This window comes from Bradyrhizobium sp. WCU1, from assembly GCF_053474805.1.
In genome coordinates, this window is sequence record NZ_CM130280.1 from 1,892,779 (window position 1) to 1,917,504 (window position 24,726).

Annotated in this window: 26 protein-coding genes; 13 read left to right on the forward strand and 13 right to left on the reverse strand. The window is 64.4% G+C overall.

Annotated elements, in window-relative coordinates:
- Nucleotides 1-182: 182 nt before the first annotated feature.
- From ACTUWL_RS08590 to ACTUWL_RS08600, 3 genes are all read left to right on the forward strand, one after another.
- Nucleotides 183-854, forward strand: coding sequence for a response regulator (locus ACTUWL_RS08590; RefSeq protein ID WP_021075955.1), 672 nt, complete (start codon nt 183-185; stop codon nt 852-854).
- Entirely contained in the window at nt 851-1,453 is a 603-nt protein-coding gene (locus tag ACTUWL_RS08595; protein WP_021075954.1) for a hypothetical protein, read from the forward strand. Before ACTUWL_RS08590 ends, ACTUWL_RS08595 begins: the two co-directional genes overlap by 4 nt.
- A 165-nt stretch (nt 1,454-1,618) precedes the next feature.
- Entirely contained in the window at nt 1,619-3,145 is a 1,527-nt protein-coding gene (locus tag ACTUWL_RS08600) for an amidohydrolase family protein (RefSeq protein ID WP_021075953.1), read from the forward strand.
- 125 nt (nt 3,146-3,270) lie between these two features.
- Here ACTUWL_RS08600 and ACTUWL_RS08605 read toward each other — a convergent pair whose 3' ends face one another.
- Both ACTUWL_RS08605 and ACTUWL_RS08610 read right to left on the reverse strand, forming a co-directional pair.
- Complete coding sequence (locus tag ACTUWL_RS08605) at nt 3,271-4,008, reverse strand: enoyl-CoA hydratase/isomerase family protein (RefSeq protein WP_021075952.1); 738 nt, start codon at nt 4,006-4,008, stop codon at nt 3,271-3,273.
- Nucleotides 4,009-4,063: 55 nt separating this feature from the next.
- A complete protein-coding gene (locus ACTUWL_RS08610; protein WP_021075951.1) occupies nt 4,064-4,594 on the reverse strand; it encodes a cupin domain-containing protein in 531 nt (176 codons plus the stop codon).
- A gap of 140 nt (nt 4,595-4,734) precedes the next feature.
- On the opposite strand from ACTUWL_RS08610, the gene ACTUWL_RS08615 reads away from it, so the two are divergent.
- Nucleotides 4,735-4,950, forward strand: coding sequence for a CsbD family protein (locus ACTUWL_RS08615; RefSeq protein ID WP_021075950.1), 216 nt, complete (start codon nt 4,735-4,737; stop codon nt 4,948-4,950).
- A gap of 67 nt (nt 4,951-5,017) precedes the next feature.
- Here ACTUWL_RS08615 and ACTUWL_RS08620 read toward each other — a convergent pair whose 3' ends face one another.
- Genes ACTUWL_RS08620 through ggt form a run of 3 tightly spaced genes read right to left on the reverse strand, consistent with a single transcriptional unit; the run spans nt 5,018 to nt 8,116 of the window.
- Entirely contained in the window at nt 5,018-6,007 is a 990-nt protein-coding gene (locus ACTUWL_RS08620; RefSeq protein ID WP_021075949.1) for a D-2-hydroxyacid dehydrogenase family protein, read from the reverse strand.
- 28 nt (nt 6,008-6,035) lie between these two features.
- On the reverse strand, nt 6,036-6,494 hold the full coding sequence (locus ACTUWL_RS08625) for an FKBP-type peptidyl-prolyl cis-trans isomerase (RefSeq protein WP_106939867.1): 459 nt from the start codon (nt 6,492-6,494) through the stop codon (nt 6,036-6,038).
- A gap of 35 nt (nt 6,495-6,529) precedes the next feature.
- Nucleotides 6,530-8,116, reverse strand: coding sequence for a gamma-glutamyltransferase (gene ggt, locus ACTUWL_RS08630; protein ID WP_021075947.1), 1,587 nt, complete (start codon nt 8,114-8,116; stop codon nt 6,530-6,532).
- A 171-nt stretch (nt 8,117-8,287) separates the two neighbouring features.
- On the opposite strand from ggt, the gene trhO reads away from it, so the two are divergent.
- Together trhO and ACTUWL_RS08640 are read left to right on the forward strand one after the other, a co-directional pair.
- Nucleotides 8,288-9,040, forward strand: a complete 753-nt coding sequence (gene trhO, locus ACTUWL_RS08635) for an oxygen-dependent tRNA uridine(34) hydroxylase TrhO (RefSeq protein WP_021075946.1) — start codon at nt 8,288-8,290, stop codon at nt 9,038-9,040.
- On the forward strand, nt 9,033-9,248 hold the full coding sequence (locus ACTUWL_RS08640; RefSeq protein ID WP_021075945.1) for a SlyX family protein: 216 nt from the start codon (nt 9,033-9,035) through the stop codon (nt 9,246-9,248). Before trhO ends, ACTUWL_RS08640 begins: the two co-directional genes overlap by 8 nt.
- Nucleotides 9,249-9,263: 15 nt before the next feature.
- Here ACTUWL_RS08640 and ACTUWL_RS08645 read toward each other — a convergent pair whose 3' ends face one another.
- Nucleotides 9,264-10,151: a LysR family transcriptional regulator gene (locus tag ACTUWL_RS08645; protein WP_021075944.1), complete on the reverse strand. Its 888-nt coding sequence runs from the start codon at nt 10,149-10,151 to the stop codon at nt 9,264-9,266.
- Nucleotides 10,152-10,546: 395 nt separating this feature from the next.
- Here ACTUWL_RS08645 and ACTUWL_RS08650 point away from each other — a divergent pair, with 395 nt between their 5' ends.
- The 4 genes from ACTUWL_RS08650 to hemE all read left to right on the forward strand — a co-directional run bounded on the left by ACTUWL_RS08650 (nt 10,547) and on the right by hemE (nt 14,443).
- Entirely contained in the window at nt 10,547-10,960 is a 414-nt protein-coding gene (locus ACTUWL_RS08650; RefSeq protein WP_021075943.1) for a TadE/TadG family type IV pilus assembly protein, read from the forward strand.
- A 1-nt stretch (nt 10,961) separates the two neighbouring features.
- Complete coding sequence (locus ACTUWL_RS08655) at nt 10,962-12,620, forward strand: pilus assembly protein TadG-related protein (protein ID WP_021075942.1); 1,659 nt, start codon at nt 10,962-10,964, stop codon at nt 12,618-12,620.
- A 92-nt stretch (nt 12,621-12,712) separates the two neighbouring features.
- Nucleotides 12,713-13,003: a PilZ domain-containing protein gene (locus tag ACTUWL_RS08660; protein ID WP_021075941.1), complete on the forward strand. Its 291-nt coding sequence runs from the start codon at nt 12,713-12,715 to the stop codon at nt 13,001-13,003.
- Nucleotides 13,004-13,411: 408 nt separating this feature from the next.
- Complete coding sequence (hemE, locus tag ACTUWL_RS08665; RefSeq protein ID WP_199196567.1) at nt 13,412-14,443, forward strand: uroporphyrinogen decarboxylase; 1,032 nt, start codon at nt 13,412-13,414, stop codon at nt 14,441-14,443.
- Between the two features lie 272 nt (nt 14,444-14,715).
- Here the strand turns inward: hemE and ACTUWL_RS08670 are convergent, their stop codons facing one another.
- The 6 genes from ACTUWL_RS08670 to ACTUWL_RS08695 form a co-directional block, all read right to left on the reverse strand.
- Nucleotides 14,716-16,347, reverse strand: a complete 1,632-nt coding sequence (locus ACTUWL_RS08670; RefSeq protein WP_021075939.1) for a GMC family oxidoreductase — start codon at nt 16,345-16,347, stop codon at nt 14,716-14,718.
- A gap of 181 nt (nt 16,348-16,528) precedes the next feature.
- On the reverse strand, nt 16,529-17,338 hold the full coding sequence (locus ACTUWL_RS08675) for a GntR family transcriptional regulator (protein ID WP_021075938.1): 810 nt from the start codon (nt 17,336-17,338) through the stop codon (nt 16,529-16,531).
- Nucleotides 17,339-17,465: 127 nt separating this feature from the next.
- Complete coding sequence (locus tag ACTUWL_RS08680; protein WP_021075937.1) at nt 17,466-17,795, reverse strand: 2Fe-2S iron-sulfur cluster-binding protein; 330 nt, start codon at nt 17,793-17,795, stop codon at nt 17,466-17,468.
- Nucleotides 17,796-17,807: 12 nt separating this feature from the next.
- Nucleotides 17,808-18,104: a hypothetical protein gene (locus tag ACTUWL_RS08685; RefSeq protein WP_021075936.1), complete on the reverse strand. Its 297-nt coding sequence runs from the start codon at nt 18,102-18,104 to the stop codon at nt 17,808-17,810.
- A 3-nt stretch (nt 18,105-18,107) separates the two neighbouring features.
- A complete protein-coding gene (locus tag ACTUWL_RS08690; RefSeq protein WP_021075935.1) occupies nt 18,108-18,452 on the reverse strand; it encodes a 2Fe-2S iron-sulfur cluster-binding protein in 345 nt (114 codons plus the stop codon).
- 20 nt (nt 18,453-18,472) lie between these two features.
- Entirely contained in the window at nt 18,473-19,240 is a 768-nt protein-coding gene (locus tag ACTUWL_RS08695) for a TenA family transcriptional regulator (RefSeq protein ID WP_021075934.1), read from the reverse strand.
- Nucleotides 19,241-19,552: 312 nt separating this feature from the next.
- Here ACTUWL_RS08695 and ACTUWL_RS08700 point away from each other — a divergent pair, with 312 nt between their 5' ends.
- The 3 genes from ACTUWL_RS08700 to ACTUWL_RS08710 are packed head-to-tail and all read left to right on the forward strand — an operon-like array spanning nt 19,553 to nt 23,122.
- The gene (locus ACTUWL_RS08700; protein WP_021075933.1) at nt 19,553-21,094 is read left to right on the forward strand and encodes a hypothetical protein; all 1,542 of its coding nucleotides are present in this window, start codon (nt 19,553-19,555) and stop codon (nt 21,092-21,094) included.
- Nucleotides 21,095-21,104: 10 nt separating this feature from the next.
- Nucleotides 21,105-22,610, forward strand: coding sequence for an aldehyde dehydrogenase family protein (locus ACTUWL_RS08705; RefSeq protein WP_021075932.1), 1,506 nt, complete (start codon nt 21,105-21,107; stop codon nt 22,608-22,610).
- A 38-nt stretch (nt 22,611-22,648) separates the two neighbouring features.
- Nucleotides 22,649-23,122, forward strand: a complete 474-nt coding sequence (locus ACTUWL_RS08710) for a GlcG/HbpS family heme-binding protein (protein WP_021075931.1) — start codon at nt 22,649-22,651, stop codon at nt 23,120-23,122.
- Here the strand turns inward: ACTUWL_RS08710 and mhpA are convergent.
- Complete coding sequence (gene mhpA, locus ACTUWL_RS08715) at nt 23,112-24,725, reverse strand: bifunctional 3-(3-hydroxy-phenyl)propionate/3-hydroxycinnamic acid hydroxylase MhpA (RefSeq protein WP_035649348.1); 1,614 nt, start codon at nt 24,723-24,725, stop codon at nt 23,112-23,114. The genes ACTUWL_RS08710 and mhpA overlap by 11 nt on opposite strands.
- Between the last annotated feature and the right edge of the window lies 1 nt (nt 24,726).

Here is a 24,726-nt window from a genome sequence, read left to right on the forward strand (position 1 = left end):
GCACCCCCCGTCGGGCGGCGATCTCATCCCTCCCGCCATTCGAGAAAGCTGATGGAATCACCAAGAAAAGACCAATTACGTCAGTGTATTGCGAAGAAATATCGCACTTTCCCGGGCGGACGTAATCTTATTGTAATCTGTCCGTAATGGTAGAAGCCGTGTCTCATGCTTGGGAGAATGCGGTGCGAGTTCTGGTCGTGGAGGATGACCCTCAGCTTGGGCCATGGCTGCGGGATACTCTGGGAACGGCCTTCGGCTCGTCCGATATGGTCACAACCCTCGAGGAAGGCCGAGCGGCGGTCGCTGTCCGCAGTTTCGAACTCGTCGTGATCGACCGCGGCCTGCCGGACGGCGATGGCCTGGCCTTGCTGCGCGACCTGAAGCAACAGAAGCCGAGCCCGGCAACCATCGTGCTGACGGCGCTCGACGATCCCATCGATATTGCGCGCGCCCTCGACGAAGGGGCGGATGATTACGTGGCCAAGCCGTTCGAACCGATCGAGCTGGTTGCGCGCGCAAAGGCCGTGCTCCGGCGTCTCTTTCTGGATCGAGGGGCGATCGTTCGCATCGGCAATCTGAGCTACGACGTCCTCAATCGCGAGGTCTGCGTCGATCACCAGCCGATTGTCGTCCCGCGACGTGAATTGGCGATTCTGGAAGCAATGGTTCGGCGAATAGGGCGCGTCGTCCTGCGGGAGACGCTTGAAGTTGCGGCTTATGATTTTGACGATGAAATACAGTCAAACGCGATCGAGGCGCATGTTTCGCGGCTGCGCCGACGCCTGCGCGCGGCCAACTGCAGGATCGTCATCAAACCAGTCCGCGGCCTCGGATATCTGTTGAGTGGCGAATGATGACTTTCAAGTGGCAAACGCTCAAGCGCATCCATCGCTCGATTGCGGTGCTGTCGGCGACGCTCATCGGTGCGGTGACGACCATCATGCTGATCTGCGCAGCCGCTCTGCTCATCCGGTTCGGCGGTGACGATGACGGCACCTGGGCGGCGGCCGACGTCGCCGATGCATTGAAGGAAGCCGTCATACGCAACGAGGCCGGGCAGCTGGCCCTCAAGCCGACGTCGAGGCTGGACGAGATCACCCGCAATTTCCCGACATTCTGGTACGTGGTGTCCGACAAGAGCGGTGAGGTCAGCTACGGCCCGGTGCCAAAGTGGCGTCCACCGAAGACTCAGGCGTCTCGTGACGGGACGAGTTTCCTCGCCTACGCGTTCGATGGCGAAACCACGAAGCTGAAGAAGATGGCCGCGGTCAGAAATACGCCTGCGGGTGAGGTGTGGATCGAAACCGGCGGCGTGGCCTATACGGCAAGCCAACTGACGACCGGAATGCTCACCGACGCGACGATCGTTGCGCTTCCCATCATCATGCATCATAACCGCCTCCCCGTCTCATTGCGTCCGGACTCTTTGACGATCCGGTACGACCGAGCATAACAGCGCACACGACTTGATGCGCGACGCCGCTGGTTCACGATCGCAAATGCGACGCACGATTTTGTGAACGCTGATAGCGGCAATCGGCACGGACGATCGACGCACTTGGTCCTAGTCTCCGGCGCGGTCCGACCGGAAAAATCCGGCGAGAAGCGGGAGCAAAGAATGAGCAGCAATCTCACCGACGAAGAACTTGCCGCCTTGATGCCCTCCGAACTGTGCCAATACCAGACCCCGATCCCGACCCAGATCGTCGCCAGCAACGAGTTCTATCCCGACCCGCAGAACGAGCGACAGCGCCAGGTCGAGTCGCGGTTGCTGGCGATGGCTGACGATCTCGGCGGCAAGCAAGGTCTCGACCGCCGCAAATTCTTCCAGACCGCGGCCGGCATGGCCGCCTCCTTTGTCGCGATGAACCAGGTCTACGGCGAGCTGTTCGACGTGACGCCGGCAGAAGCCGCGACACCCGCGATGGCGCAGGAGCGCGCCAACGGGTTGAAGGACCAGTTCATCATGGACATGCACACGCATTTCCTGCGCGACGACACCCGCATCATGGGCTTCGTTGAAATGCGCAAGTCGGTCGGCAAGGCCGGCTGGAACAAGGAGCTCAACGATCACGAGCAAACCATCGAGGATCTCAAGTTCAACAACTACAAGAAGGAGATGTTTCTCGATTCCGACACCAAGATCGCGCTGATCTCCTCGGCGCCGTCGGATATCGAGCAGGACTGGTTCCTGACCAACGAGCAGATGGCCGACGCGCGCAAGAAGATCAACGACGAGGCCGGCTCGCGGCGCGTGTTCTGTCACGCGATCTTCACGCCGGGGCAACCCGGCTGGCTCGACAAGCTCGATGCGGCGCTGGCCTTGAAGCCGGAATCCTGCAAGGGCTACACGATCGGCGACAACACCCACAAGGAGATCAGCCGCTATCCCTGGCGGCTCGACGATGAGAAGGTCGCCTACAAGGGCTACGAGAAGATGGTGAAGGCGGGCATCAAGAATGTCTGCGTCCACAAGGGACTGTTCCCGCCCGGGATCGAGAAGCAATATCCGAACCTGCGCGGCTTCGCCGACGTTGCCGATGTCGGCCAGGCGGCCAAGGACTGGCCGCAGCTCAATTTCGTGATCTATCACTCGGCCTATCGCCATGTCGGCGGCGATCCGCGGGTCGCGCTCGCCGAGTTCGAGCGCACCGGCCGGATCGCATGGACCTCCGATCTCGCCGACATCCCGGCGCAGTATGGCGTCAACAATGTCTATGGCGATGTCGGGCAGTTGTTCGCGACCACGCTGGTCGCCGAGCCCAATGTCTGCGCTGCGCTGATGGGCACCCTGATCAAGGGGCTCGGCGCCGATCATGTCGTCTGGGGCACGGATGCGCTGTGGACCGGCGCGCCGCAATGGCAGATCGAGGGCCTGCGGCGGCTCGAGATCCCCGAAATGATGCAGAAGAAGTTCGGATATGCGCCGCTCGGTCCTGCCGACGGGCCGGTGAAGACCGCCATCTTCGGCGACAACAACGCCCGGCTCTACAACATCCAGCCGAAGCGCGCGATGCTCGACCTCAAGGGCGACCGCTTCGCGATGATGAAGGCCCAGTATGAGAAGGCCGGCCCCGAGCCGTCGAACACACGCTACGGCTATGTGGTGCCGAACGGGGTGATCGACCACCGGGTGTTTGTGTAGCCCATCGTCACGTCATTCCGGGGCGACGCGCAGCGTCGAGCCCGGAATCCATTTGGCCACGTATCGTTTGGCGGGATGGATTCCGGGCTCTCGCTTCGCGAGCCCCGAGGAGAGAGCGCGCTGATCTACTTCCCCGTGAACCTCGGCTTCCGCTTCTCGCTGAATGCCTTGACACCTTCCTTGAGATCGTCGCTGTCGCGCACTTCGTCGAGCAGCCGCCGCACGTCGGCGACGGTCTCCAGCGGCCCCTTCGGCATGGCTTCACGAGCGAGCTTCTTCAACGCGCGGACCACGAGCGGCGCGTTGCCGGCGATCTTCGCGGCCATCTGCCGCGCCATCGCGACATGCTGACCTTTCGGAGCGACCTTGTTGACGAAGCCGATCTGGAAGGCGCGCTCCGCCGACATTTCCTCGCCGACCAGGAGGAATTCCATGGCGATCTTGTGCGGCATCCGCGCCATCACCGACGAGACGCCACCAGCCGTGGTGCCGATCTTGCCCTCTGGATAAATGAAGCGCGTCGTCTCGGACGCCACGCATAGATCGGCCATCTGGACCAGCACGAAGGCCCCGCCGACGACCCAGCCTGAGGTCGCCGCGATGACCGGCTTGTCCAGCTCGATGCCGAGGCCAGGAACCGCGTGCCACATGTTGGCGGGAAGATCGGCCACATCGGCGCCGACCGAGAAATACGTCTCCTCCGCGGAAGCCAGCACCGCGACGCGATCGTCGCTGTCGCGGAAGCGCAGCCAGGCGTCACGCAACTCGCTGCACAGCGCGTTGTTCAGCGCATTGTGCTTTTCGCTGCGAGCCATCGTGATGGTGGCGACGTAATCCGCGCTCTCGTAATGGACGAGCGTCATGCTGGCCTCCCTGATCTTGCTGTTATTATCGTTCGCCTCGGGCCGCGCCGCGACGTTATTTTTTCTCGTCGGGATGCCGGTGCACCGGATCGACCCACAGCACGTTCTCCGGCTTCTCGACCGGCTCAATGTCGAGATTGATCGCAACTGCCTCGCCGTCGGAGCGCACCAGCACGCATTCCAGCACCTCGTCCGGACTGGCGTTGATCTCCTGGTGCGGCACGTAGGGCGGCACGAAGATGAAATCGCCGGGACCGGCTTCGGCGGTGAACTGCAGCTTCTCGCCCCAGCGCATCCGCGCCTTGCCCTTCACGACATAGATGATGCTTTCGAGATGGCCGTGATGATGCGCACCGGTCTTGGCATCCGGCTTGATGCTGACGGTCCCTGCCCACAATTTCTGTGCACCGACGCGGGCGAAATTGATGGCGGCCTTGCGGTCCATACCGGCGGTCGACGGCACGTTCGGGTCGAGCTGGTTGCCGGGGATCACGCGGACGCCGTCATGCTTCCAGCGCTCGTCGTCGTGATGGTGGTGATCATGGGAGTGATCGTGGGAATGGGTGTGATCGTGGGAACCGGTCATCGTTCTTGCTTTCGGTGCTCAAGTTTTCGTGCGTGGAACGCTACCCAAAAGCAGGCGCGCAGGCGAGCAGAAAATGGGAACGTTCCGGCGCCGCCGCGCGTTGCCTGCTCGAAGCTTCCATACAGTCAGAGGAGAGACCGATGAGCAGCACCACCGACAAGATCAAGGGTACCGCCAACGAGGCGATAGGCAAGGTCAAGCAGAAGATCGGCGAAGCCACTGGAGACCGAAAAATGCAGGGTGAAGGCGCGCTGCAGGAGGCGAAGGGCAGGGGCCAAAAGGTGCTGGGCGACGCCAAGGATCTTGCCAGGGATGCAGTCGACAAGGCGACCGGCGCGGCGGGCCGCAAGCCTTGATCTCTTGCGCGATCGAGTACCGAGCGGACCGGCCCATTCGGCCGGTCTTTTTCGTGCCGCTTATTGATTAGCTGCGCGGACGCGCATGCGTTAGCACATCGGGATTGACCACGTTGGTCGGCGCGCCGGCCGCATAGGCCACGATCTGGTCGAAGATATCGGTGAACTGAATCTCGTATTCGTCGCGCGAGACGTAGCCGAGATGCGGCGTGCAAACCACATTGTCCATGTTGAGCAAGGGGTCCGACGTGTCACGCAGCGGCTCCTTCTCATAGACGTCGATCGCGGCCATGCCGGGCCGGCCGGCGCGCAGCGCATTGACCAGCGCACCCGGTTCGATCAGCGGCGCGCGGCTGGTGTTGACGATCAGCGCGGTCTGTTTCATCCGCGCGAGATCGTCCGCCTTGACGATGCCGCGCGTCGCGTCGACCAGCCGCATGTGCAGCGACAGCACGTCGCAGCGGGTGAAGAAATCCGCCTTGCTGGCCGCGGTCTCATAGCCGTCGGCGCGCGCCTTCGCCAGCGCGGCCTCGCGCGCCCAGACCAGCACGTTCATGCCGAACGCCTTGCCGTAGCCCGCGACCACCGCGCCGATGCGGCCGTAGCCATAGATGCCGAGCGTCTTGCCGCGCAGGGTATGGCCGACACCGATCTGCCACTTGCCTGCCTTCAGCGCCGCCATTTGCTGCGGGATCGCGCGCATCGCGGCGAGGATCAGGCCCCAGGTGAATTCAGCAGTCGCGTAGGACGGCGTATCGGCATGCTGGCTCGACGACACGATGATGCCGAGCCGCGTGCAGGTATCGATATCGATATGCGGATAGACGCTGCGCTGGCTGATCAGCCTCAGCTTCGGCAGCCTTTCGAGCAGCGGCGTGCGGATCTGGGTGCGCTCGCGGATCAGCACGAGTGCGTCGGTGTCGCGCAGCCGCTCGGCGAGCGCATCGACGTCCTGGACATGGTCGTTCCAGATCGTGACGTCGTAGCCGTCGAGCTTGTGGAAGCAATCGAGGGTGCGCAGCGTGTCGAAATAATCATCGAGGATCGAGATCTTCATCGCTGCGCCTCCTCTTCCCGGGTACCGCCTATTTCACGCCCAGCAGTTCGACGTCGAACATCAGCGTGGCATTCGGCGGGATCACGCCGCCGGCGCCGCGTGCACCATAGCCGAGATCCGGCGGGATGATCAGCGTGCGCTTGCCGCCGACCTTCATGGTGGCGACGCCCTCGTCCCAGCCCTTGATCACGCGCCCCTGGCCGATCGGAAACTCGAACGGTTCGTTGCGGTCGACCGAGGAGTCGAACTTCTTGCCCTTCTGGCCGTTCTCGTAGAGCCAGCCGGTGTAGTGCATGACGCAGGTCTGGCCGGGCTTCGGCGAGGCGCCGGTGCCGACCTTGCTGTCGATGATCTGAAGGCCTGAAGCTGTGGTCATGGGTTTCCCTGCAGTTTGGGCCATTGCCGGTCCACCGGCAACGGACGTGGAGACTGCCGCCGCAAGGCCGGCGAACGCAGTCTTGATGATCGTGCGTCGTGAAGATTGCATCCGGGACGTCCTTCCTTGATTGATATCGATCGCGATCAATAGCCGAGTGCGCAGCCGTCCTTGCGCGGATCGGAGCCGCCGGTCAGCGTGCCCTTGTCCCAATCGATCCAGATCCCCTGCCCGCCGCCGAGCGGCCCGACCACGCTGGTGGTCTTGTGGCCGATCTTCTTCAGGCCTTCGACGATCTCCGCCGGCACGCTGTCCTCGAGCTGATAGACGCCCTCGTAATGCAGGCCGCGCGGCATGTCGATCGCTTCCTGGATGTCGCAGCCATAGTCGAGCATGTTGGTCAACACATGGGTCTGGCCGACCGGCTGATACTGCCCGCCCATCACGCCGTACGGCATCACGGCGCGGCCGTTCCTGGTGGCCAGCGCCGGGATGATGGTGTGCAGCGGACGCTTGCCCGGCGCGATACAGTTCGGATGGCCGGGCTGGATGCGGAAGCCGCCGGCGCGGTTCTGCAGCAGGATGCCGGTCTTGTTGGTGACGATCGCCGAGCCGAACGAATGCGCGATCGAGTTGATGAAGGAGCAGACGTTGCGATCCTTGTCGACCACCGTGATGTAGACGGTCGACGGATTCATCGGCGGCGCGACGTTCGGCAGCTCGAGCAGCCGGTCCATCCGGATGTTCCTGATGTGCTCGTCGGCGAATTCCTTCGACAGGATACCGGCGACATCGACATGCGCGTGCTGCGGGTCGCCGATATACTGCTCGCGCATCATGTAGGCGATGCGTGCGGCCTCCGCCTCGAGGTGGAAGCGCTCGATGCTGAGCGGCTTGAACTGTGTCAGATCGAAGCGCGACAGGATGTTGAGCATCACCAGCATGGTGATGCCCGGGCCGTTCGGCGGGCACTGCCAGACGTCGTAGCCCTTGTACATCGTGCCGATCGGCGAGGTCGTCTCGGTCGAGTGCGCGGCAAAGTCCTCCAACGTATGCAGGCCGCCGATGCCGCGCAGCGTGTCGACCATGTCGGCGGCGATCTCGCCGCTGTAGAACGCGTCGCGGCCATTCTGCGCGATCGCGCGCAGCGTCTTGCCGAGCTCGGGCTGGCGGATCACGTCGCCGGCCACCGCCGGCTTGCCGTGCGGCAGCAGATAGCGCTCGGTGTTGGTGCCGTTCTTCAGCTTCTCGAAGCCGTTCTTCCAGTCGAACGCGATGCGCGGAGCGACGACATAGCCTTCTTCGGCGGCCTTGATCGCGGGCTGCAGCAGCCGGTCGAAGCCGAACCTGCCGTGATCCCTCAGGATCACATCCCAGGCGTCGATCGAGCCGGGAATGCTGACGGCATGCGCCGAGGTCAGCGGCACCGAATGGATCTTGCGTTCGAGGTACCAGTCGGCGGTCGCCGCCATCGGCGCCCGGCCGCTGCCATTGTAGGCCGTGATCTTGCCCTCGCCCTTCGGCTGGATCAGCGCAAAGCAGTCGCCGCCGATGCCGGTCGATTGCGGTTCGATGACGCCGAGCAGCGCGCAGGCGGCGACCGCAGCGTCAGCGGCCGTGCCGCCCTCGCGCATCACCTCGATCGCCGCAAGCGCCGCCTGCGGGTGCGATGTTGCGACCATCGCGTTCTGAGCATGGACCGTGGAGCGGCCGGCGAAGTGGAAATTCCTCATAACGGAGAGCTCGCTTGATCGTGATGGTCTGATACTGCTGCGGCGGATGGGTGCGAGTACATGGCACATTCATCCCGGGCAGGGCAATGCCTGGCATGCCAGAGGGATTATCCCGATAATGCATGGCTTTGCGGGGTTTCGCCGACACTGCCCGCCTGATAAACCCCGGCCATGCCCCTCAAGGTCGCCGCCTTCTACCAATTCGCCGCGCTGCCCGACTTCCGCGCCTTGCGCGAGCCGCTGCGTGCGCTCTGCGCGGAGCTCGAGCTCAAGGGCAGCGTGCTGCTCGCGCACGAGGGCATCAACGGCACCGTCGCCGGCAGCGACGAGGGCATCGACGGCTTCGTCGCCGAGCTCGCACACGGGCCGCTGTTCGGCGGCCGTCTCGACAATCTCGAGCTGAAATTCTCCGAAGCCGCGCAAATGCCGTTCCAGCGGCTCAAGGTGCGGTTGAAGAAGGAGATCGTCACGCTCGGCGACACCACCGTCGATCCGACGCGGCAGGTCGGCACTTATGTCGACGCCGGCGACTGGAACGAGCTGATCGCCTCGCCCGACATCCTAGTGCTCGATACCCGCAACGCGTTCGAGGTGGCGATGGGCAGCTTCGAAGGCGCGGTCGATCCCAGGATCGCGAGCTTTGGACAATTCAAGGAGTTTGCCGCCCGGCACCTCGATCCCGCGAAGCACCGCAGGATTGCAATGTTCTGCACCGGGGGGATCCGTTGCGAGAAGGCCAGCGCCTATCTGCTCGCGCAGGGCTTCAACGAGGTCTATCACCTCAAGGGCGGCATCCTGAAGTATCTCGAGGAAACACCGCAGCAGGACAGCCGCTGGCGCGGCGACTGCTTTGTGTTCGACGAGCGCGTCGCGCTCGGCCACGGGCTGCGCGAGCGGGGACGCGGGGACGCCACGCATGAATGACACGGCAAGACTGAGCGAACGGATCGATGCGCTGGAGGTTCGCCTGACCTATCAGGACGAAACCATCGAGACGCTGAACCAGACGATCACGGCGCAATGGAAGCAGATCGACGCGCTGACGCGCCAGCTCGCTGAGCTGCGCGACCGGCTTCAGGAGGCCGAACGCCAAGCGCCCGGGCCGACCAACGAGCGCCCACCGCATTATTGATCGGCGGGCACCGGACTACATGTTGCTCACCTGACGCATCGGCTTCGCGCCGCTGAAGAACAGGCTGGACAACCGCTGCACCATCGCCGTCGCGCGGCTGCCCTCGAGGCCCGGGCGAACGCACAGCAGTCGCTTCTGCATCGGGAGCTCCGGAAGATAATAGTCCTTCGCCGAAATCAGCGCGGAGGGGATCATCCGCTCGGGGCACGCCGTCAGGCCGTATCCGGCCCGTGCGGCTTCCAGTCGCAGTTGGTGGTTCGGGCTTCTGAACACGATCTTGTACGAGATGTTGTGCTTGGTGAGCGTCCGGATCATCCAGTCGTCACCCGGCCACGCCAGGATCGGGATCGGGGCACCCGGCCGCAGGACAAAATCGCGTGATCGTACCCACACCGAGCGCTCGTCGGCCTCGGCAGCGATCGTCACCTCGTCCTCGTTTTCAAGCGATGGGTTGCTGTAGACGAAGGCGATGTCGATGTAGCCGTCCATCAATCCCCTGATGACGATCGGCGACATGTCGGCGTGAACCAGCACGTCGGCGAGCGCGTCGGCGGGATGCAGCTTGAGGAATTCCTCGGCGAGCATCGTGCTCATGCCCAGCCGCAACGGCTGCGGTCCTTCGTGATTGCCGCCGAGCCGAAGCAGCTGATCATTCGCTTCGAGGATGCGCCTGGCCTGCTGCACGGCAACCTTGCCAAGCTCGGTCGTCGTGGTGCCGTTTGCCGTTCTGACAAACAGTGCGCCACCGACCAGGCTCTGCAGTCGCTTCACCTGCGAACTGATCGCCGGCTGGCTCAGGCCGAGTCGTTCCCCGGCCTTCGATAGACTTCCCGTCTCTGCAATTGCAACGACGGTGCGAACGATCTCTGTCGGAATATTCAAATGCTGACGTGGTCTGTGCATCGCGAGCCCTCCAATCTCAGCACGGGACGCAACTACGTTCTCCAGTATGTGATTCAGCTATACTAACATTTGGTTGCACTTTCGTTTAGCTTCAATTTGTTGCATCGCCGCTTTGATCGTACGTCATATGTATTGTTACGTGCATTGCCACGTAGTGCTACGGTATCCGACGGCTGCATCCGCACGCGCATGCAGCACATCGACACCATCAGACCCCGGATTTCTGCGGGTATGGCATCAAAGATTCTGATCGCCCCATAACGCATCGCGCACCCGATAAATTCGAGCGCTGCCATTGATCTGAATTGACGTCACTGATTCGCGGAAGCGTTTTCATAGTTTTCCTTAATCAAAGCCTCGCAACGTGGCGCCGTCGTTCGCGTTTGAGGTGTGCCATGACCAGGTTCTTTCGCTGTCGAAGCGGCGCTTCTGCTGTCGAATTTGCGCTGATGCTGCCGCTGTTCCTCGCCTTCATTTTCGGCATCATTGTATTCGGTTCCTATCTCGCGATGGTGCATGGCGTTCAGCAGCTCGCCGCCGAAGCGGCGCGGTCGTCCATCGCAGGCATGACCGACACCGAACGCAACAGCCTCGCGACCAATTACGTCACCGCGAACGTATCGACCTATCCGCTGCTCGTTGCCAGCAATCTCACCGTCAATGCCGCGCCGTCGCCGTCGAACGCGAACGTCTACATCGTGACGCTCAACTACAACGCGGCCGGCAACTTCATCTACAAGCTGCCCTTCGTGCCGGCGCCCGCGAGCACCATCGTACGCTCCGCGGCGATTCAGTATGGAGGGTTCTAGGATGAGCGGCATCCTCATGCTGATGCGGCGCTTCGGCGCCGACGAGCGGGGAAATTTCGCGATGATCAGCGCCGGCCTGATGACGCTCATGATCGGGTGCGCCGGGCTTGCGATCGATCTCGGCACGATCTTCGCCGATCGGCGCAAGACCCAGAGCACCGCCGACCTCGCCGCGATCGTCGCCGCCGCCAATCTGAGCAACCCGGTCAACGCCGCCACCGCGACGGTGACGCAGAACAACTATCCGGCCAGCGCGCTGGTCAAGGTCGAGACCGGGACCTACACCGCAAACAGCGCGATCGCGCCGCAAGCCCGTTTCGTGACCCCGGCGGTCGCGATTCCGAACGCCGCGCGCGTCACCCTGACGACTAAGACCCCGCTCTACTTCGCGCGCTACCTGACCGGCGCGAGCTATTTCAACATCACGACGACCGCCACCGCGACCTCGACCGAAATGGCGACGTTCGCGATCGGCTCGCGGCTGCTCTCGGTCAACGGCGGCGCACTCAATGCGCTGCTCGGCGCGATGCTCGGCACCACGCTGTCGCTCTCGGTGATGGACTATAATGCGCTGATCAGCGCCAAGATCGACGCGCTCGACTTCCTGTCGGCCCTGGCGACCCGGGTCAACCTGACCGCCGGCACCTACAACGACCTCCTGAACAGCAACGTCAAGGTCGGCGACATAATCGCAGCCGCGCTGACCACGCAGCAGATCACCAATGGCGCCAACGCCGCGACCACCGCGCTGTCGACGATCTCCCAGGCCGTCACCGGCTCATCGACCAAGATTTCGCCTGGCACCCTGATCGACCTCGGTCCGTTCGCCAATCTCACGATCGGGCAGAAACCGAAGGTCGGCGCCAGCGTTTCGGTGTTCGACCTCATCAACACGGTGGCGCAGATCGCCAACGGCAGCAACCAGATCGCGACCTCGGTCAATCTCGGCCTGCCCGGCCTCGCCAACGTCTCCGTGGTCGTAACGATCGGCGAGCGACCCGTTGGTTCCAGCTGGATCGCAATGGGCACCCAGGGCGTCAGCGTCCACACCGCGCAGACCAGGATCCTTGCGACGATCAACGTGCTCGGCTCCGGCAGCATCGCGTCGATCAATCTGCCGGTCTATGTCGAGGTCGCCTCGGGGACCGCGACGCTCAATGCGGTGTCGTGCGGCCATCCGAACATCAACACCTCGCAGGTCACCATCGGCGTGACCCCGGGAATCGTCGATGCCTGGATCGGCAACGTGACGATGGCCGACATGACCAACTTCACGACCAAGCCCAATCCACCGCCGGCGACGCTGGTCACTGTGCTGGGGATCCCGATCACTGGCCTGGCCCATGCCGGCATGGGCAACACCACGCCGACCAATGTCAATTTCAGCTACAGCGACATCCAGGCAGGGACCAAGAAGACCGTGACGACGACCAACTTCCTGACTTCGCTCACGTCAAGTCTGCTCGGCGACCTCACGCTCAACATCGGCGGCATTCCGCTCCCGGGATTGGGCGCGCTGGTCACCGGCATCCTGAGCGCCGTGACAAGTCCGATCGACCAGGTGCTGGCGTCGCTGCTCTCGACGCTCGGCATCGGGCTCGGCCAGGTCGACGTCTGGGTGCTGGGCATCCGCTGCGACGGCGCGGTGCTGGTGAACTGACGCGCGATGAGACCAGGTTGAATCGTCATCGCGCTTTGGATTCTCGTTTGGGGAACGGTCGCGACCGGGCATCACCGGGGTAGGAGACTGCCTTGAGTACAACAATAAGAAGATACAAGACCGACAGCCAGCGAATCGCCCTGATGAAGCGCGGCACGATCTTCTTCCGCAACACCAGCGTCGAATGCCTTGTGCTCAACATCTCGACCGGAGGGGCGGGGCTCGCAGTGGAAAGCGACGCCGCACTCCCGTTCGCGTTCGACCTCGAGATCGAGAGCGAGCCGATCCGGCGGCACTGCATTCTGGTCTGGCGGCTCGAGCGCCGGCTCGGCGTGACCTTCGAGTTCGACCGGATGCAGCGCCCCGGAAGCGGCCCCCTGTAAGTTGATTCCGGCATGCGGCGGCTTCGCTGAGCGGAACCGGCCGCACGGGTTTCACGCGGGCAGCATCAGCCACAGCATCACAGCAATTGCGGCCGCGACGATCGCAGGCCGGACCATGGGCGCGCTTCGCGCGTCCGCCGCCGGGCCGATCGTTCCCCGCGCGGACGAACTCATTTCGCATCGTGGTTAGCAATCGCTGCGATATAACAGCTAATTGTCGCAATTGCCGTCGCGCTTCGACGGCGCGGCCTGCGTGGCGCCGACCGGATCGGACGCCGGGAAGGTCGGCCCTGCTTCAGCCGGGAGTGCGCCGGGGGTTCCAGAACCGCCTTGGCCCGCTGCACCGCAGCGTGTATCAGGGGCCAGAATTTGACCGAGATCAGGAATTTTCGCGTGCCCCAGGATCCCATCAAGAAGCCGCTCATCGACCTCCTGTCGGGCCACCGGCAAGCCAGGCCACCGCTCTGGATGATGCGGCAGGCCGGCCGCTATTTGCCGGAGTACCGCGAGCTGCGCGCCAAGGCCGGCGGCTTCCTCGATCTCTGCTTCACGCCCGAATTCGCCACCGAGGTCACGCTGCAGCCGATCCGCAGGTTCAACTTCGACGCCGCGATCATCTTCTCCGACATCCTGGTGATCCCCCACGCGCTCGGCCGTTCGGTGCGCTTCGAGGCCGGCGAAGGCCCCCGGCTCGATCCCTTGGCGACGCCCGGCGAGATCGCGACGCTCGCAACGCAGGCCAATTTCGACACGCTCGAGCCGGTCTTCGAGGCCCTGCGCCGTGTCCGGCGCGAGCTTGAGCCCCACATCACGCTGATCGGCTTCTGCGGCGCGCCATGGACGGTTGCGACCTACATGGTGGCCGGTCAGGGCACGCCGGACCAGGCTCCGGCGCGGATGCTCGCCTATCGTCATCCGGACGCGTTTGCGGAGATCATCGACGTGCTGGTCGAGAACTCGATCCACTATCTTGTCGGCCAGCTCAAAGCCGGCGCCGGTTGCCTGCAGATCTTCGACACCTGGGCCGGCGTGCTGCCGCCGCGCGAATTCGCGCGCTGGTCGATCGAGCCGACCCGGCGCATCGTCGCCGGGGTGCGCAAGCAGGTCCCCGATGCCAGGATCATCGGCTTTCCGCGCGGCGCGGCGGGCATGCTGCCAGCCTATGTCGAGCAAACCGGGGTCGATGCCGTTTCGATCGACTGGGCAGCCGAACCGTCGATGATCCGCGAGCGGGTGCAGAGCCGCGTCGCCATCCAGGGCAACCTCGATCCGCTGGCGCTGATCGCCGGCGGCGCCACGCTCGACCGCGCGGTGGACGATGTACTGGAGAATTTCGGCCAGGGCCGGCTGATCTTCAACCTCGGCCACGGCATCCTGCAGGAGACGCCGATCGCCCATGTCGAGCAGATGGTCGCACGGGTACGCGCGTATAAGGGGTGAGTTTCCGGTAGCCCGGATGGAGCGCAGCGAAATCCATCCGATCTTGCTGCTTGTCTCACACTTTCCGTCATTCCGGGGCATCGCGAAGCGATGAGCCCGGAATCCATGTCTCCGCCAGTTATGCGGCCCGATGGATTCCGGGTTCTCGCCTCGCGAGCCCCGGAATACGAAGAGGATGCGGATAGAGCGGCAGCGTAATCCGGGTTCTTGCCACACGGAACGGACGGCCCCGGATTTTCGCGCGCTCCACTCGGGCTACGCCACCGCGATCCCTACCGCGCATCCTCCAAAATCATGTCCGACGCCTTCTCCGCGATCATGATCGTCGGCGCGTTGGTGTTGCCCGACATCAGGTCCGGCATCACCGAGGCGTCGACCACGCGCAGACCCTCGATGCCTCGCACCTTGAGCCTGTTGTCGACGACCGCGAGCGGATCATTGCCCATCCGGCAGGTCGAGGTCGGATGATAGACCGTGCTGCCGGTGCGGCGGCAGAACTCGAGCAGGTCATCGTCGCTGACCACCTTGGCGCCGGGATCGACCTCCCCGACCGAATATGACTTCAGCGCCGGCGCGGCCAGGATCTTGCGCAGGATGCGGATGCCGTCGATGAAGGCGCGGCGATCGGTTTCGGTCGCGAGATAATTGATGCGGATTTCCGGCGGCACGCTGGGGTCAGCGCTCCTGATCTTCAGCGAGCCGCGGCTCTCCGGACGCAGCTGGCAGACCGAGGCCGTGAAGCCCGAGAACGGATGCAGCTTCTCGCCCATCTTGTCGGTCGAGAACGGCAGGAAATGGATCTGGATGTCGGGCGACGCCAGCCGCGGACTGGTCTTGAAGAACGCACCCGACGTGCCGGCGGCAATGGTCAGTGGCCCCTTGCGCAACGCCGCATACCGCAGGCCGGCCATGACGCGGCGCACCGGATTGTTGACGACGTCGTTCAGCGTGACGCTCTGCGCGCAGCGCGTGACGATGCGCACCTGCATGTGATCCTGCAGATCGTTGCCGACGCCGGGCGCATCGAGCACGATCTCGATGCCGTGCTGCTTCAGCAGATCGGCCGGACCGACGCCAGAGAGCTGCAGCAATTGCGGCGAGTTGTACGCGCCGCTCGACACAAGCACTTCCTTGCGCGCCTTGGCCATGCGCAACTGCCCGTCCTGCTTGTACGCGACGCCGCTGGCGCGCTTGCCGTCGAACAGGATGCGCTGTGCCAGCGCCGAGGTCTCGACGCGCAGATTGCCGCGCGTCAACGCCGGCCGCAGATAGGACCGCGCCGTCGAGGCCCGCCGGCCGCGCCGCGTCGTGGTCTGGAAGAAGCCCGCGCCCTCCTGGGTCGCGCCATTGAAATCCGGATTGGTCGGAATGCCGACTTCGGCCGCGGCATGCACGAACGCTTCCGACAGCGGATCATGGTAGCGCCAGTCCGACACCGGCAGCGGTCCGCCGGCGCCGTGATATTTGTCGGAGCCGCGCTGCTGATCTTCCGCCTTCCTGAAGTACGGCAACACGTCGTCATAGCCCCAGCCGGCATTGCCGCGCTGCCGCCAGCGGTCATAGTCCTCGTGCTGGCCGCGCACGTAGAGCAGGCCGTTGATCGAGCTGGAACCGCCGAGCACTTTTCCCCGCGGCTGGAACACCTGCCGGCCGTTCAGACCGGGCTCGGGCTCGGTCTGGTACATCCAGTTGACGGATTTTTCCTTGAACAGCTTGCCGTAGCCGAGCGGGACATGGATCCAGATGTTGGTGTCCTTCGGCCCGGCCTCGAGCAGCAGCACCGAGTGCTTGCCGTCGGCGCTCAGGCGGTTGGCAAGCACGCAGCCGGCCGAGCCGGCACCGACGACGATGTAATCATACTCGGCGACGTCGTTCGCCGGCGCGCCATGATTGTTGTTGTTCATTGGTTTCCCCCGGCCATGCGGCGCGGCCGGCAGAGTTGCGTCCCTGCCCAGCATTGGGAAGAGAGGTAGCGAGCGAGGCAGATACGGTCAAGAAAGTAAGCGCACGATGCGGAGCGGTACCACCGGACCTCTGAACCCCGGATCGGCAGGCCATAAAACCATCAACACGCGGCGGGCGCGTTCAGCTCCCTGCCTTCCGCCGCCGCGTGCCGGCGCGCTCCTGGTTCCGGCGCACAGGCTTGGTCGCCACTTGATCGGCGCGAGAGCCGGACGGCAGGCCGTACTTCGCCGACGCCGCCTCAAGCGAAGTCTCCTCGTCAGGCACGTGCAGGCTCGAGAGAAAGTCCGCGCCGGCCCGCATCACATGCTCTGCAGCAAGCGTGGCCGCAGCACGCTCGTCGCCGGCGATGATGGCGCGCAGGATTGCAGCGTGCTCATCCCAGGTGCGGGCCTGACGCACCGGATCGGTGGGCGAGAACAGCATCGCCGTGCGTTCGCGCAGCCGCTTCAGCAGATCGGCGAGCACGCGGTTGCGGCCGGCCTCGGCCAGTTCGTGGTGGAATTGCTGGTTGAGATCCGGCAACAGGTCGTAGCGCCGCCCGGCCACCGCCTCGTTGCCCTGCTTCAACACCGCCGCGATCCGCTTGATGATGCTCTCCTCGCGGCGACGGGCGGCAAGGCGCGCGTTCTGTCCCTCGAGCAGCGCGCGCACCTCGACCGTCTCGCGCGCCTCCTCATCGCTCATCGTGATGACGGAGGCGCCGCGCCGCGCGGTCACCTCGACGAGCCCTTCCGACTCCAGCACGCGGATCGCTTCGCGCACCGGATTGCGGGACACCCCAAGCTCATCGGCGAGGCGCCCCTCGACCAGCCGCTCGCCGGGCTTCAGCCGCCGGCTCAGGATCGCCTGCCGCAGCTCCTCGATCACCCTGCCGTGGAGGGAGAGATAGTCGTCGCCGAGACGTTTGGAGCTTCCGAGCCTGCCTGCCATGAACTGACCTGTCCGGCCGCGCTTCGCTCAATGCAAGGACGCCACAGGTCCCAAGAGCCGCCAGACACCTGGCCGAATGACCGCGATTGCGTATTTAGACCGCCGGATGCAGGCCATCAAGCCGCGCTCATTCGCCGTCAACAGCTACGGACCGCGCCGCCTGCACTGCTGTCTTCGGCACCCACGACACGCTGACGCTGCCGGTGAGGAAGGTCTGGCACGCCATCCGGTAGCCGGCGGCGAACTGCTCCTCGGTGAGGTGCTTGCGCTCCTTCGGCTTGATCGCATCGGTGTTCTCGATGCCCTTCTCGATCAGGCATTTGCAGGTTCCGCACAGTCCGCCGCCGCACTTGAACGGAATGCCGCCCTGCTCGCGCAGCGAGACGCGCAGCAGGTTGCTGTTCTCCGCGGCGGTCACGGTTTTCCCGCCATTGGTCAGAAACGTGACTTCGATCATCCCGGCATCCGCTCAGCGCTTGCGCAGCTTGGTGTCCATATGGCCGAACGTGATGAGGTGCTCGAGCTCGTTCAGCGCCCGCTCCGGCGTTTCGAACTTTTCGAGGAATTTCGAGGGCACCTCGTTCACGATCGGCGGCGACCAGGCCTCGTCGATCACCTTGACCTTGGTCTCCGCGACCAGCTCGGCAATCACGAACGTCGCCTTCCTGATGCCGTAGAACAGATAGTCATAGGCCGCGAGCGGCCGCAGGCCCTCGACGATCTCGGTGCGAAACTGCCCCGGCTTGCTCGTCAGTATCACATACATTGGTCACGTCCTCCCAACCACTGTGCCGGCAGGCGCGACCACGTCGGCCAGCGGCGCCGCCTCCTGCGACAGTTCAACGTCATGCGTGAGCCAAAGCTGGCAGGCAAGGCGATATCCCTGCTCGATTCTGGCACCGAGGCGCTTCTTTTCCTTCCAGTTCGGCTCCGGCAAATGCTCGCCGCCCTTGATGATCAGCGACGCGCATTTCCCGCACTTCCCCATCCCGCAGCCGTACAGGAAGTTGGGATAGGGAAACTGGCGAATGCCGGCGCGGACGACGAGATTGGTGTTCTCCTTGACCTCGCCGACGAAGGTCTCGCCGTCGCGGTGAAAAATCACGTTGGGCATCGCGGCGCGCTCCCCGCGGCTCAGGCCTGCAACAGCACGCGCTCTTCGGCGGAGACGCCGCTGGCGAGATCGAGCTCTGCCAGCGGAATGTCGTTTGCGACATAGTCGTGATACAGCGCGGTGGTGTAGAGCAGCCGCATCTGTGCGCCGATCTCGCAGATCTTGAGGCAACGCTGCTGCAGCTCGACCGTGTTGGCGTGCTCCAGCACGATCTGGTAGCCGCGCTCGCCGTGGATCTCGTCCGACACGATGTGAAGGTCGAAGAACTCGACTTCCTCGTCGGTGAATTTGTACTTCTCGCGCAGCGTCGGCGTCTGCTTGCGATAGATCGAGGGCACCTGCGATTCCAGGCCGACCACGAGGCCGGCCACCGCGACGATCGGATCCTCGCGCATCGCGACTGCATAGCACCAGCTCTGCAGCCCGCGCGTCGTCGGCGTCATGTTGTCGGGGTCCTTGATGCGCGCCGCGGTCGTACCGCAGGCCTCCGCGAAGCGGATCAGGAGATCGGTGTGGCGGTCGCCGCCGATCTCTTCCTCGTACATGTTGGCGAGCAGGAAGTCCTTGGCCTCCTGGTACTGCTCCGGCATCCGCGCATAGATGTAGCCGAGGTAGTCGGCGAACGGGCCGACATAGTGGTAGTGGTTTTCGGCCCAGCGCGCGAGATGCGCGCGGCTGAGCTTGCCGCTGGCCCAGGCGACGCTGAACGGCGCCTTGTTGGCGCTCTTCCCCTTGATGGCGTTTTCGAGGGCCGCTCGAAATTCCACATGATCCATCATCTTCTGCATCGTGGCGCTCCTGTGCCGTGAAGAACTTGCCGTCCAGGCGACGGGCCATTGGCCGCATTCTGGCTCGACCTTATTTGTATACTGTATACGATTTATATAACTGTCAACACCGAAGACTAGGTTCTTCGCCCCGCCTTCCCTGCGGCATTATCCGCAGGACGCAGCCGCTATTTTGTGCTTATTCTGCACAAAAATGCGGTCATGATGCTTCCCGCCCTTATATGCCGCGCGGACCGCGAGCTCGGAATTTGAGCTTGCCATTCTTGAATACAGTATACATTATTTGCGCGTTAGAGGGGGAAACAAACAATCATGCAGCACGCTCCGATCGTCGCCGCACATTGGGTCTATCTGCTCGGCGTCGCCGTCATCGTTCTCACCATGATCTGGCGCGCCAACGTCGTGGTGCCGTCGGTGATCGCAACGCTGCTGGTCGCGCTGGCATGGACGCACAGTCCGGTCGCGGCGCTCGCCAGCGTCTTCAACGCGAGCTTCACCGCCGCCAAGGAGCTCTTCAACATTTTCCTGGTGATCGCGTTGATGACGGCGCTGCTGAACGCATTGAAGGCGCTGCGCTCGGACATCCGCATGGTCGAACCGTTCCGCGCCGTGATGAAGACCGGACATACAGCCTATTTCGTGCTTGCCGCGATCACCTATGTGATCTCGCTGTTCTTCTGGCCGACGCCGGCCGTGCCGCTGGTCTCCGCGGTGCTGCTGCCCGCGGCGATCGCCGCCGGCCTGTCGCCGCTCGGCGGCGCCATTGCGATCGCGATCGCGGGACAGGGCATGGCGCTGTCGTCGGACTACGTGATCGGCGTCGCGCCCGGGATCAGCGCCAAGGCGGCCGGCGCCGCGGTCAGTGCCGCCACCGTCGCGGACCGTGCGCTGGTGCTGTCCCTCATCACCGGCGGCATCGCATTGACGCTCGCCTATCTTTCGATCCGCAAGTCGATCACCAAGCCCGACGACCGGCTGCTGGAGCGCTGGCAGGCCCAGTCGAGCAACGGCGAACTGGCGCGGCTGGAGCAGGAGGGCAGCTTCGACAAGGCGGAGATCGCGCGCGGCACCGCCGAGGGACAGCGGCCGTTTGCGACCCAGGCCCAGATCGACAAGGCACTTGCCGGGGTGCCGACGCGCCGCGAAGGCTGGTCGAAATTCTTTGCGGTCGCGACCCCGCTCGCCTTCCTCTGTGTCATCGCCGTGATGGTGCTGGCCAAGCTCGGCATCGGCCATGACCTCAAGGGCGGCGACGCGGCCGCACTGGTGGGTGGCGTCGCCGCGATGCTGATGATCTGCGCATCCTCCATCTCTGAAAATCTGCGCAAGTTCCTCGACACCAGCGCCGATCACGTCACCGAAGGCTTCGTGTTCGCCTTCAAGGCGATGGGATCCGTGCTGCCGATCGCGGGCTTCTTCTTTCTCGGCGCCGAACCGGGCCTCTCTGCGCCGATCCTCGGGGTTCCGGCGGCCCAGGCGCCAAGCCTGCTTTTCGAACTGATCCAGACCGCGCAGGCCTGGATCCCCGGCAATGAATTCTTCGTCGCCTTCGGCATTTTGATCTCCGGCATGATCACCGGCATCGACGGCTCGGGTTTTGCCGGCCTGCCGCTGACCGGCTCACTGTCGGGTGCGCTCGCACCGTCGGTTGGAATGCAGCCGGCGACGCTCGCCGCGATCGGCCAGATGGGCGCGGTGTGGACCGGCGGCGGCACCCTGGTGGCCTGGTCGTCGCTGATCGCGGTGGCCGGCTTCGCGCGCGTCCCGGTCTTCCAGATCGTGCGGACCGCGATGGTCCCCGTATTGACCGGCCTGGCGGTATCGACCGTCTGCGCGGTCCTGATCTGGCACTGAGGAGAATCCCGTGACGATAGCTGACACGACGGTACGCAACGCGCACCCTTCCGCAGAGGGCGCAGCTGACATCGAGGCGTTTCCGAACCTGATCGCCGGCGAGCGCACCTCAAGCGCCTCCGGTCGATTGTTCGCGAACATCAATCCCGCCGACAACGCCGACCTGGTCGGACGCTTCCAGCAATCGACCGCCGCCGACGCTCAAGCCGCTGTCGATGCCGCCGCCGCAGCGTTCGAAGGCTGGAGACGGACGCCGATCACGAAACGCGCCGCCATCCTGAACCGGGCCGCCGATCATCTCGAGGCACGCGCAGATCACATCGCGCGGGAGATCACGCGGGAGATGGGCAAATCGCTCGGTCTCGCCCGCGACGAGGTGCTGCGCTCGGCCCAGACCCTGCGCTTCTATGCCGTCGAGGGACAGTCGCTCACCGGCGAGGTGTTTCCGAACGACGATGCGGACATGACGGTCTATACGCTGCGCGAGCCGCTCGGCGTCGTGTCGGTCATCACACCCTGGAATTTTCCGATTTCGATCCCGGCGCGCAAGATCGCCCCGGCCCTGATCACCGGCAACACTGTCGTGTTCAAGCCGTCGTCCGACGCGCCGCTCAGCGGTTATCGCCTGGCGGAGGCGCTGATTGCGGCAGGTCTGCCCAAGGGCGTGCTCAACTTCATCACCGGCAAGGCCGGCGAGATCGGGCCTGCGATCACCGAGCCGCCGGTCATTCGCGCGATTTCGTTCACGGGATCGACGTCCGCCGGCGAACAGATCTGCCGCGCGGTCAGCTTCGTGACCCGCACGCAGATGGAGCTCGGCGGCAAGAATCCGCTGATCATCATGGACGACGCCGATCTCGATCTGGCGGTCGATCTGACCGTCAAGGGCGGCCTGTCGTTGGCGGGCCAGGCCTGCACCGGCACCAGCCGCGTGCTGGTCATGAAGCAGGTGCGTGCCGAATTCACCGCGCGGCTGCTCGCCAGAGTGAAGGCGATCAGGATCGGCAGTGGCCTCACCGGCGGGATGGAGATGGGGCCGTTGGCGACGGCAAAGCAGCTTGAAACCGTGCTGCGCTATGTCGCGATCGGGAAAAAGGAAGCGACGCATCTCCATGGCGGCGACCGGCTCGCCGGCGCCGCCTATGACGGCGGATACTTCGTCTCGCCCGCGATCTTCACCGACGTGACCCAGGACATGACGATCGCACGCGAGGAGATCTTCGGCCCCGTGATCGCGATCATCACGGTCGACAGCTATGCCGATGCGATCGCCAAGGCCAATGCCAGCGAATATGGGCTGTCGGCCGCGATCGTGACCCGCAGCCCGCGCGCGATGCACGATTTCGCCAATGACATCCAGTCCGGTACGGTGAAGATCAACCGCACCACCACCGGCAATCTGATCAACGCGCCGTTCGGCGGATTGAAACGGTCGAGCACCTCGACCTTCCGCGAGTCCGGCCGCACCGGCCTCGAATTCTACACCCAGATCAAGACCGTCTACCGCGGCGTCTGAGCCACGGTCGACAGTCTATCCAATCCCGGAAGATAGCGATGAGACAGACCTTCAAACTTGAACTTGCCGAAGCCCGCCACATGATCGCCGCCGCGATCCGCAAATCCGCCGAGATCGGCGTCGCGGAGACGGTCTGCGTGACCGACGACGGCGGCTATCCGCTGGCGCTGGAGCGGATGGATGGCGCGCGGGTCACCGGCCCGCAGATCGCCTGGAACAAGGCGTTCACCGCGGCTGGGCACAAGCGCTCCACCCATTTGTTCAACCAGCCGCCGAACGGACCTGCCTTGCCCGGCAACGAGGCGTTCGGCATCCAGTGGAGCTTCGACGGAAAATTCGCCGTGTTCGTCGGCGGCTTTCCGATCGTCGTCGACGACGAGGTGGTCGGCGGCATCGGGCTGAGCGGCGGCAATGGTGAGCAGGACACCCAATGCGGCGTCGCGGCGCTGCAAGCCCTGCAGGAGCTGCTGCATGGCCATCGCGTGCTGGTCGCGGCCGACATCAAGAAGTAACTGATGTCGCCGGAATTGATGAGGGCGCCGCGCCGAGACCTTCGCGCAGCTCACCGACGAGCCTGTTGAGCTCGTCGGCATTGCCGGCGGCACCGAAGACGTAGCGGTCGGGCCGCACGATGACCGCTGCAGCACCATGCTGCCGCATCCAGTCGGCGAACAGCCCGTCGCGCTCCACCACGCTCAAGATGCCGTCGGCATCGCTGCTTTCACCTGACGTGGTGATGACGACGCGCTCGCCGGACAGGCCCTGCCAAGAGGCCACGTCCGATAGCCACGCCATCGGCGCCGCGGCCGTCGTCGCGATCGCAAATTCCGGCTTCAGCAGATCGTCGAGCCGGCATGTCCGCCCATCCGGTGCGCGCACATGCGGCTGCACGAACAGCCGCCCGGCGAGCACGGCATCGCGCGCGATCAGGCCGGAGACGAGATCGGGGATGAATCTCTGCCTGATGGTTTCGGCCTTGCCGGCCTTCAGCTCGGCGCGCAGCCGCAGGTCGCGTTCGGCTGCCGCCTCCGGATCGAGCTCGCCGATGATCTTGCCGAACTCCTTGGCGCTGGCGACGACCGCGCGGACATGCGGCTTGCGCTCGATCTCGTAGCTGTCGAGCAGCGTTTCGCCGGCATCGCCGCGCAGCACCAGTCGGAGTTTCCAGGCGAGGTTCACGGCATCGCGGATTCCGGCGCACAGCCCCTGCCCGAGGAACGGCGGCGTCTGGTGCACGGCATCGCCCATCAGCAGCACACGACGGTCGCGCCAGCGTTGCCCGAGCAGCGCGTGGAAGCGATAGACCGCCGAGCGCCAGATCGTGAGATCGGAGATGTCGGTAAAACCGTTCAGCAACCGCACGACGTTGTCGGGTGCGCCGGCCGCCTCGGGATCCTCGCCCGGCAGCAGCTTGATCTCCCAGCGCCGCAGATTGCGCGGACCCGGCACGAAGGTGCCGGGACGCGACGGCCAGCAGTATTGAAAACTCTTGGCCGGCCGCTTGGCGGGATCGCTGGTCAGCGTATCCACCACCATCCACCATTCGTCGAAGGCAAGGTCGTCCAGGCCGATATCGAGCTGCTTGCGCACGAAGCTGTTGGCGCCGTCGCAGCCGATCAGATAGCGCGCCCGGATCGGCAACTGCTCGCCGGACTCGCGGCGTACGGTCAGCGTCACCGCGTCATCGTCCTGCTGCAGCGCTACGCCGGCAGCCGCGAGCAGGACGTCCACACGCGGATATTCGGCAAGCTTGTTGCGCAGCGCCTGCTCGAGGTCGGGCTGCACGAAGGTGACGTTCGGAATCCAGCCGAGCGGAAACGGCGGCGGCATCGGATCGAAGATCTTGATGATCTCGCCGTCGACGCCGAGATAGTGCGAGCCGTTATGCGGGGCGATCGCCTGCTCCAAGAAGTCGCCGAGCCCGATCGCCTGCAGCACGCGGAGCGCCTCGTGGTCGAGCGTGATCGCGCGCGGCTTGTCGTAGATATCGGCGACGCGCTCGACGACGGCGACGCGCAAGCCGGCCTTTGCCAGCAGATTGGCGAAGACGGCGCCGACCGGCCCGAGGCCGACGATTGCCGCATCATAGGTGAGGTTCGCGACCGGCATCGACATG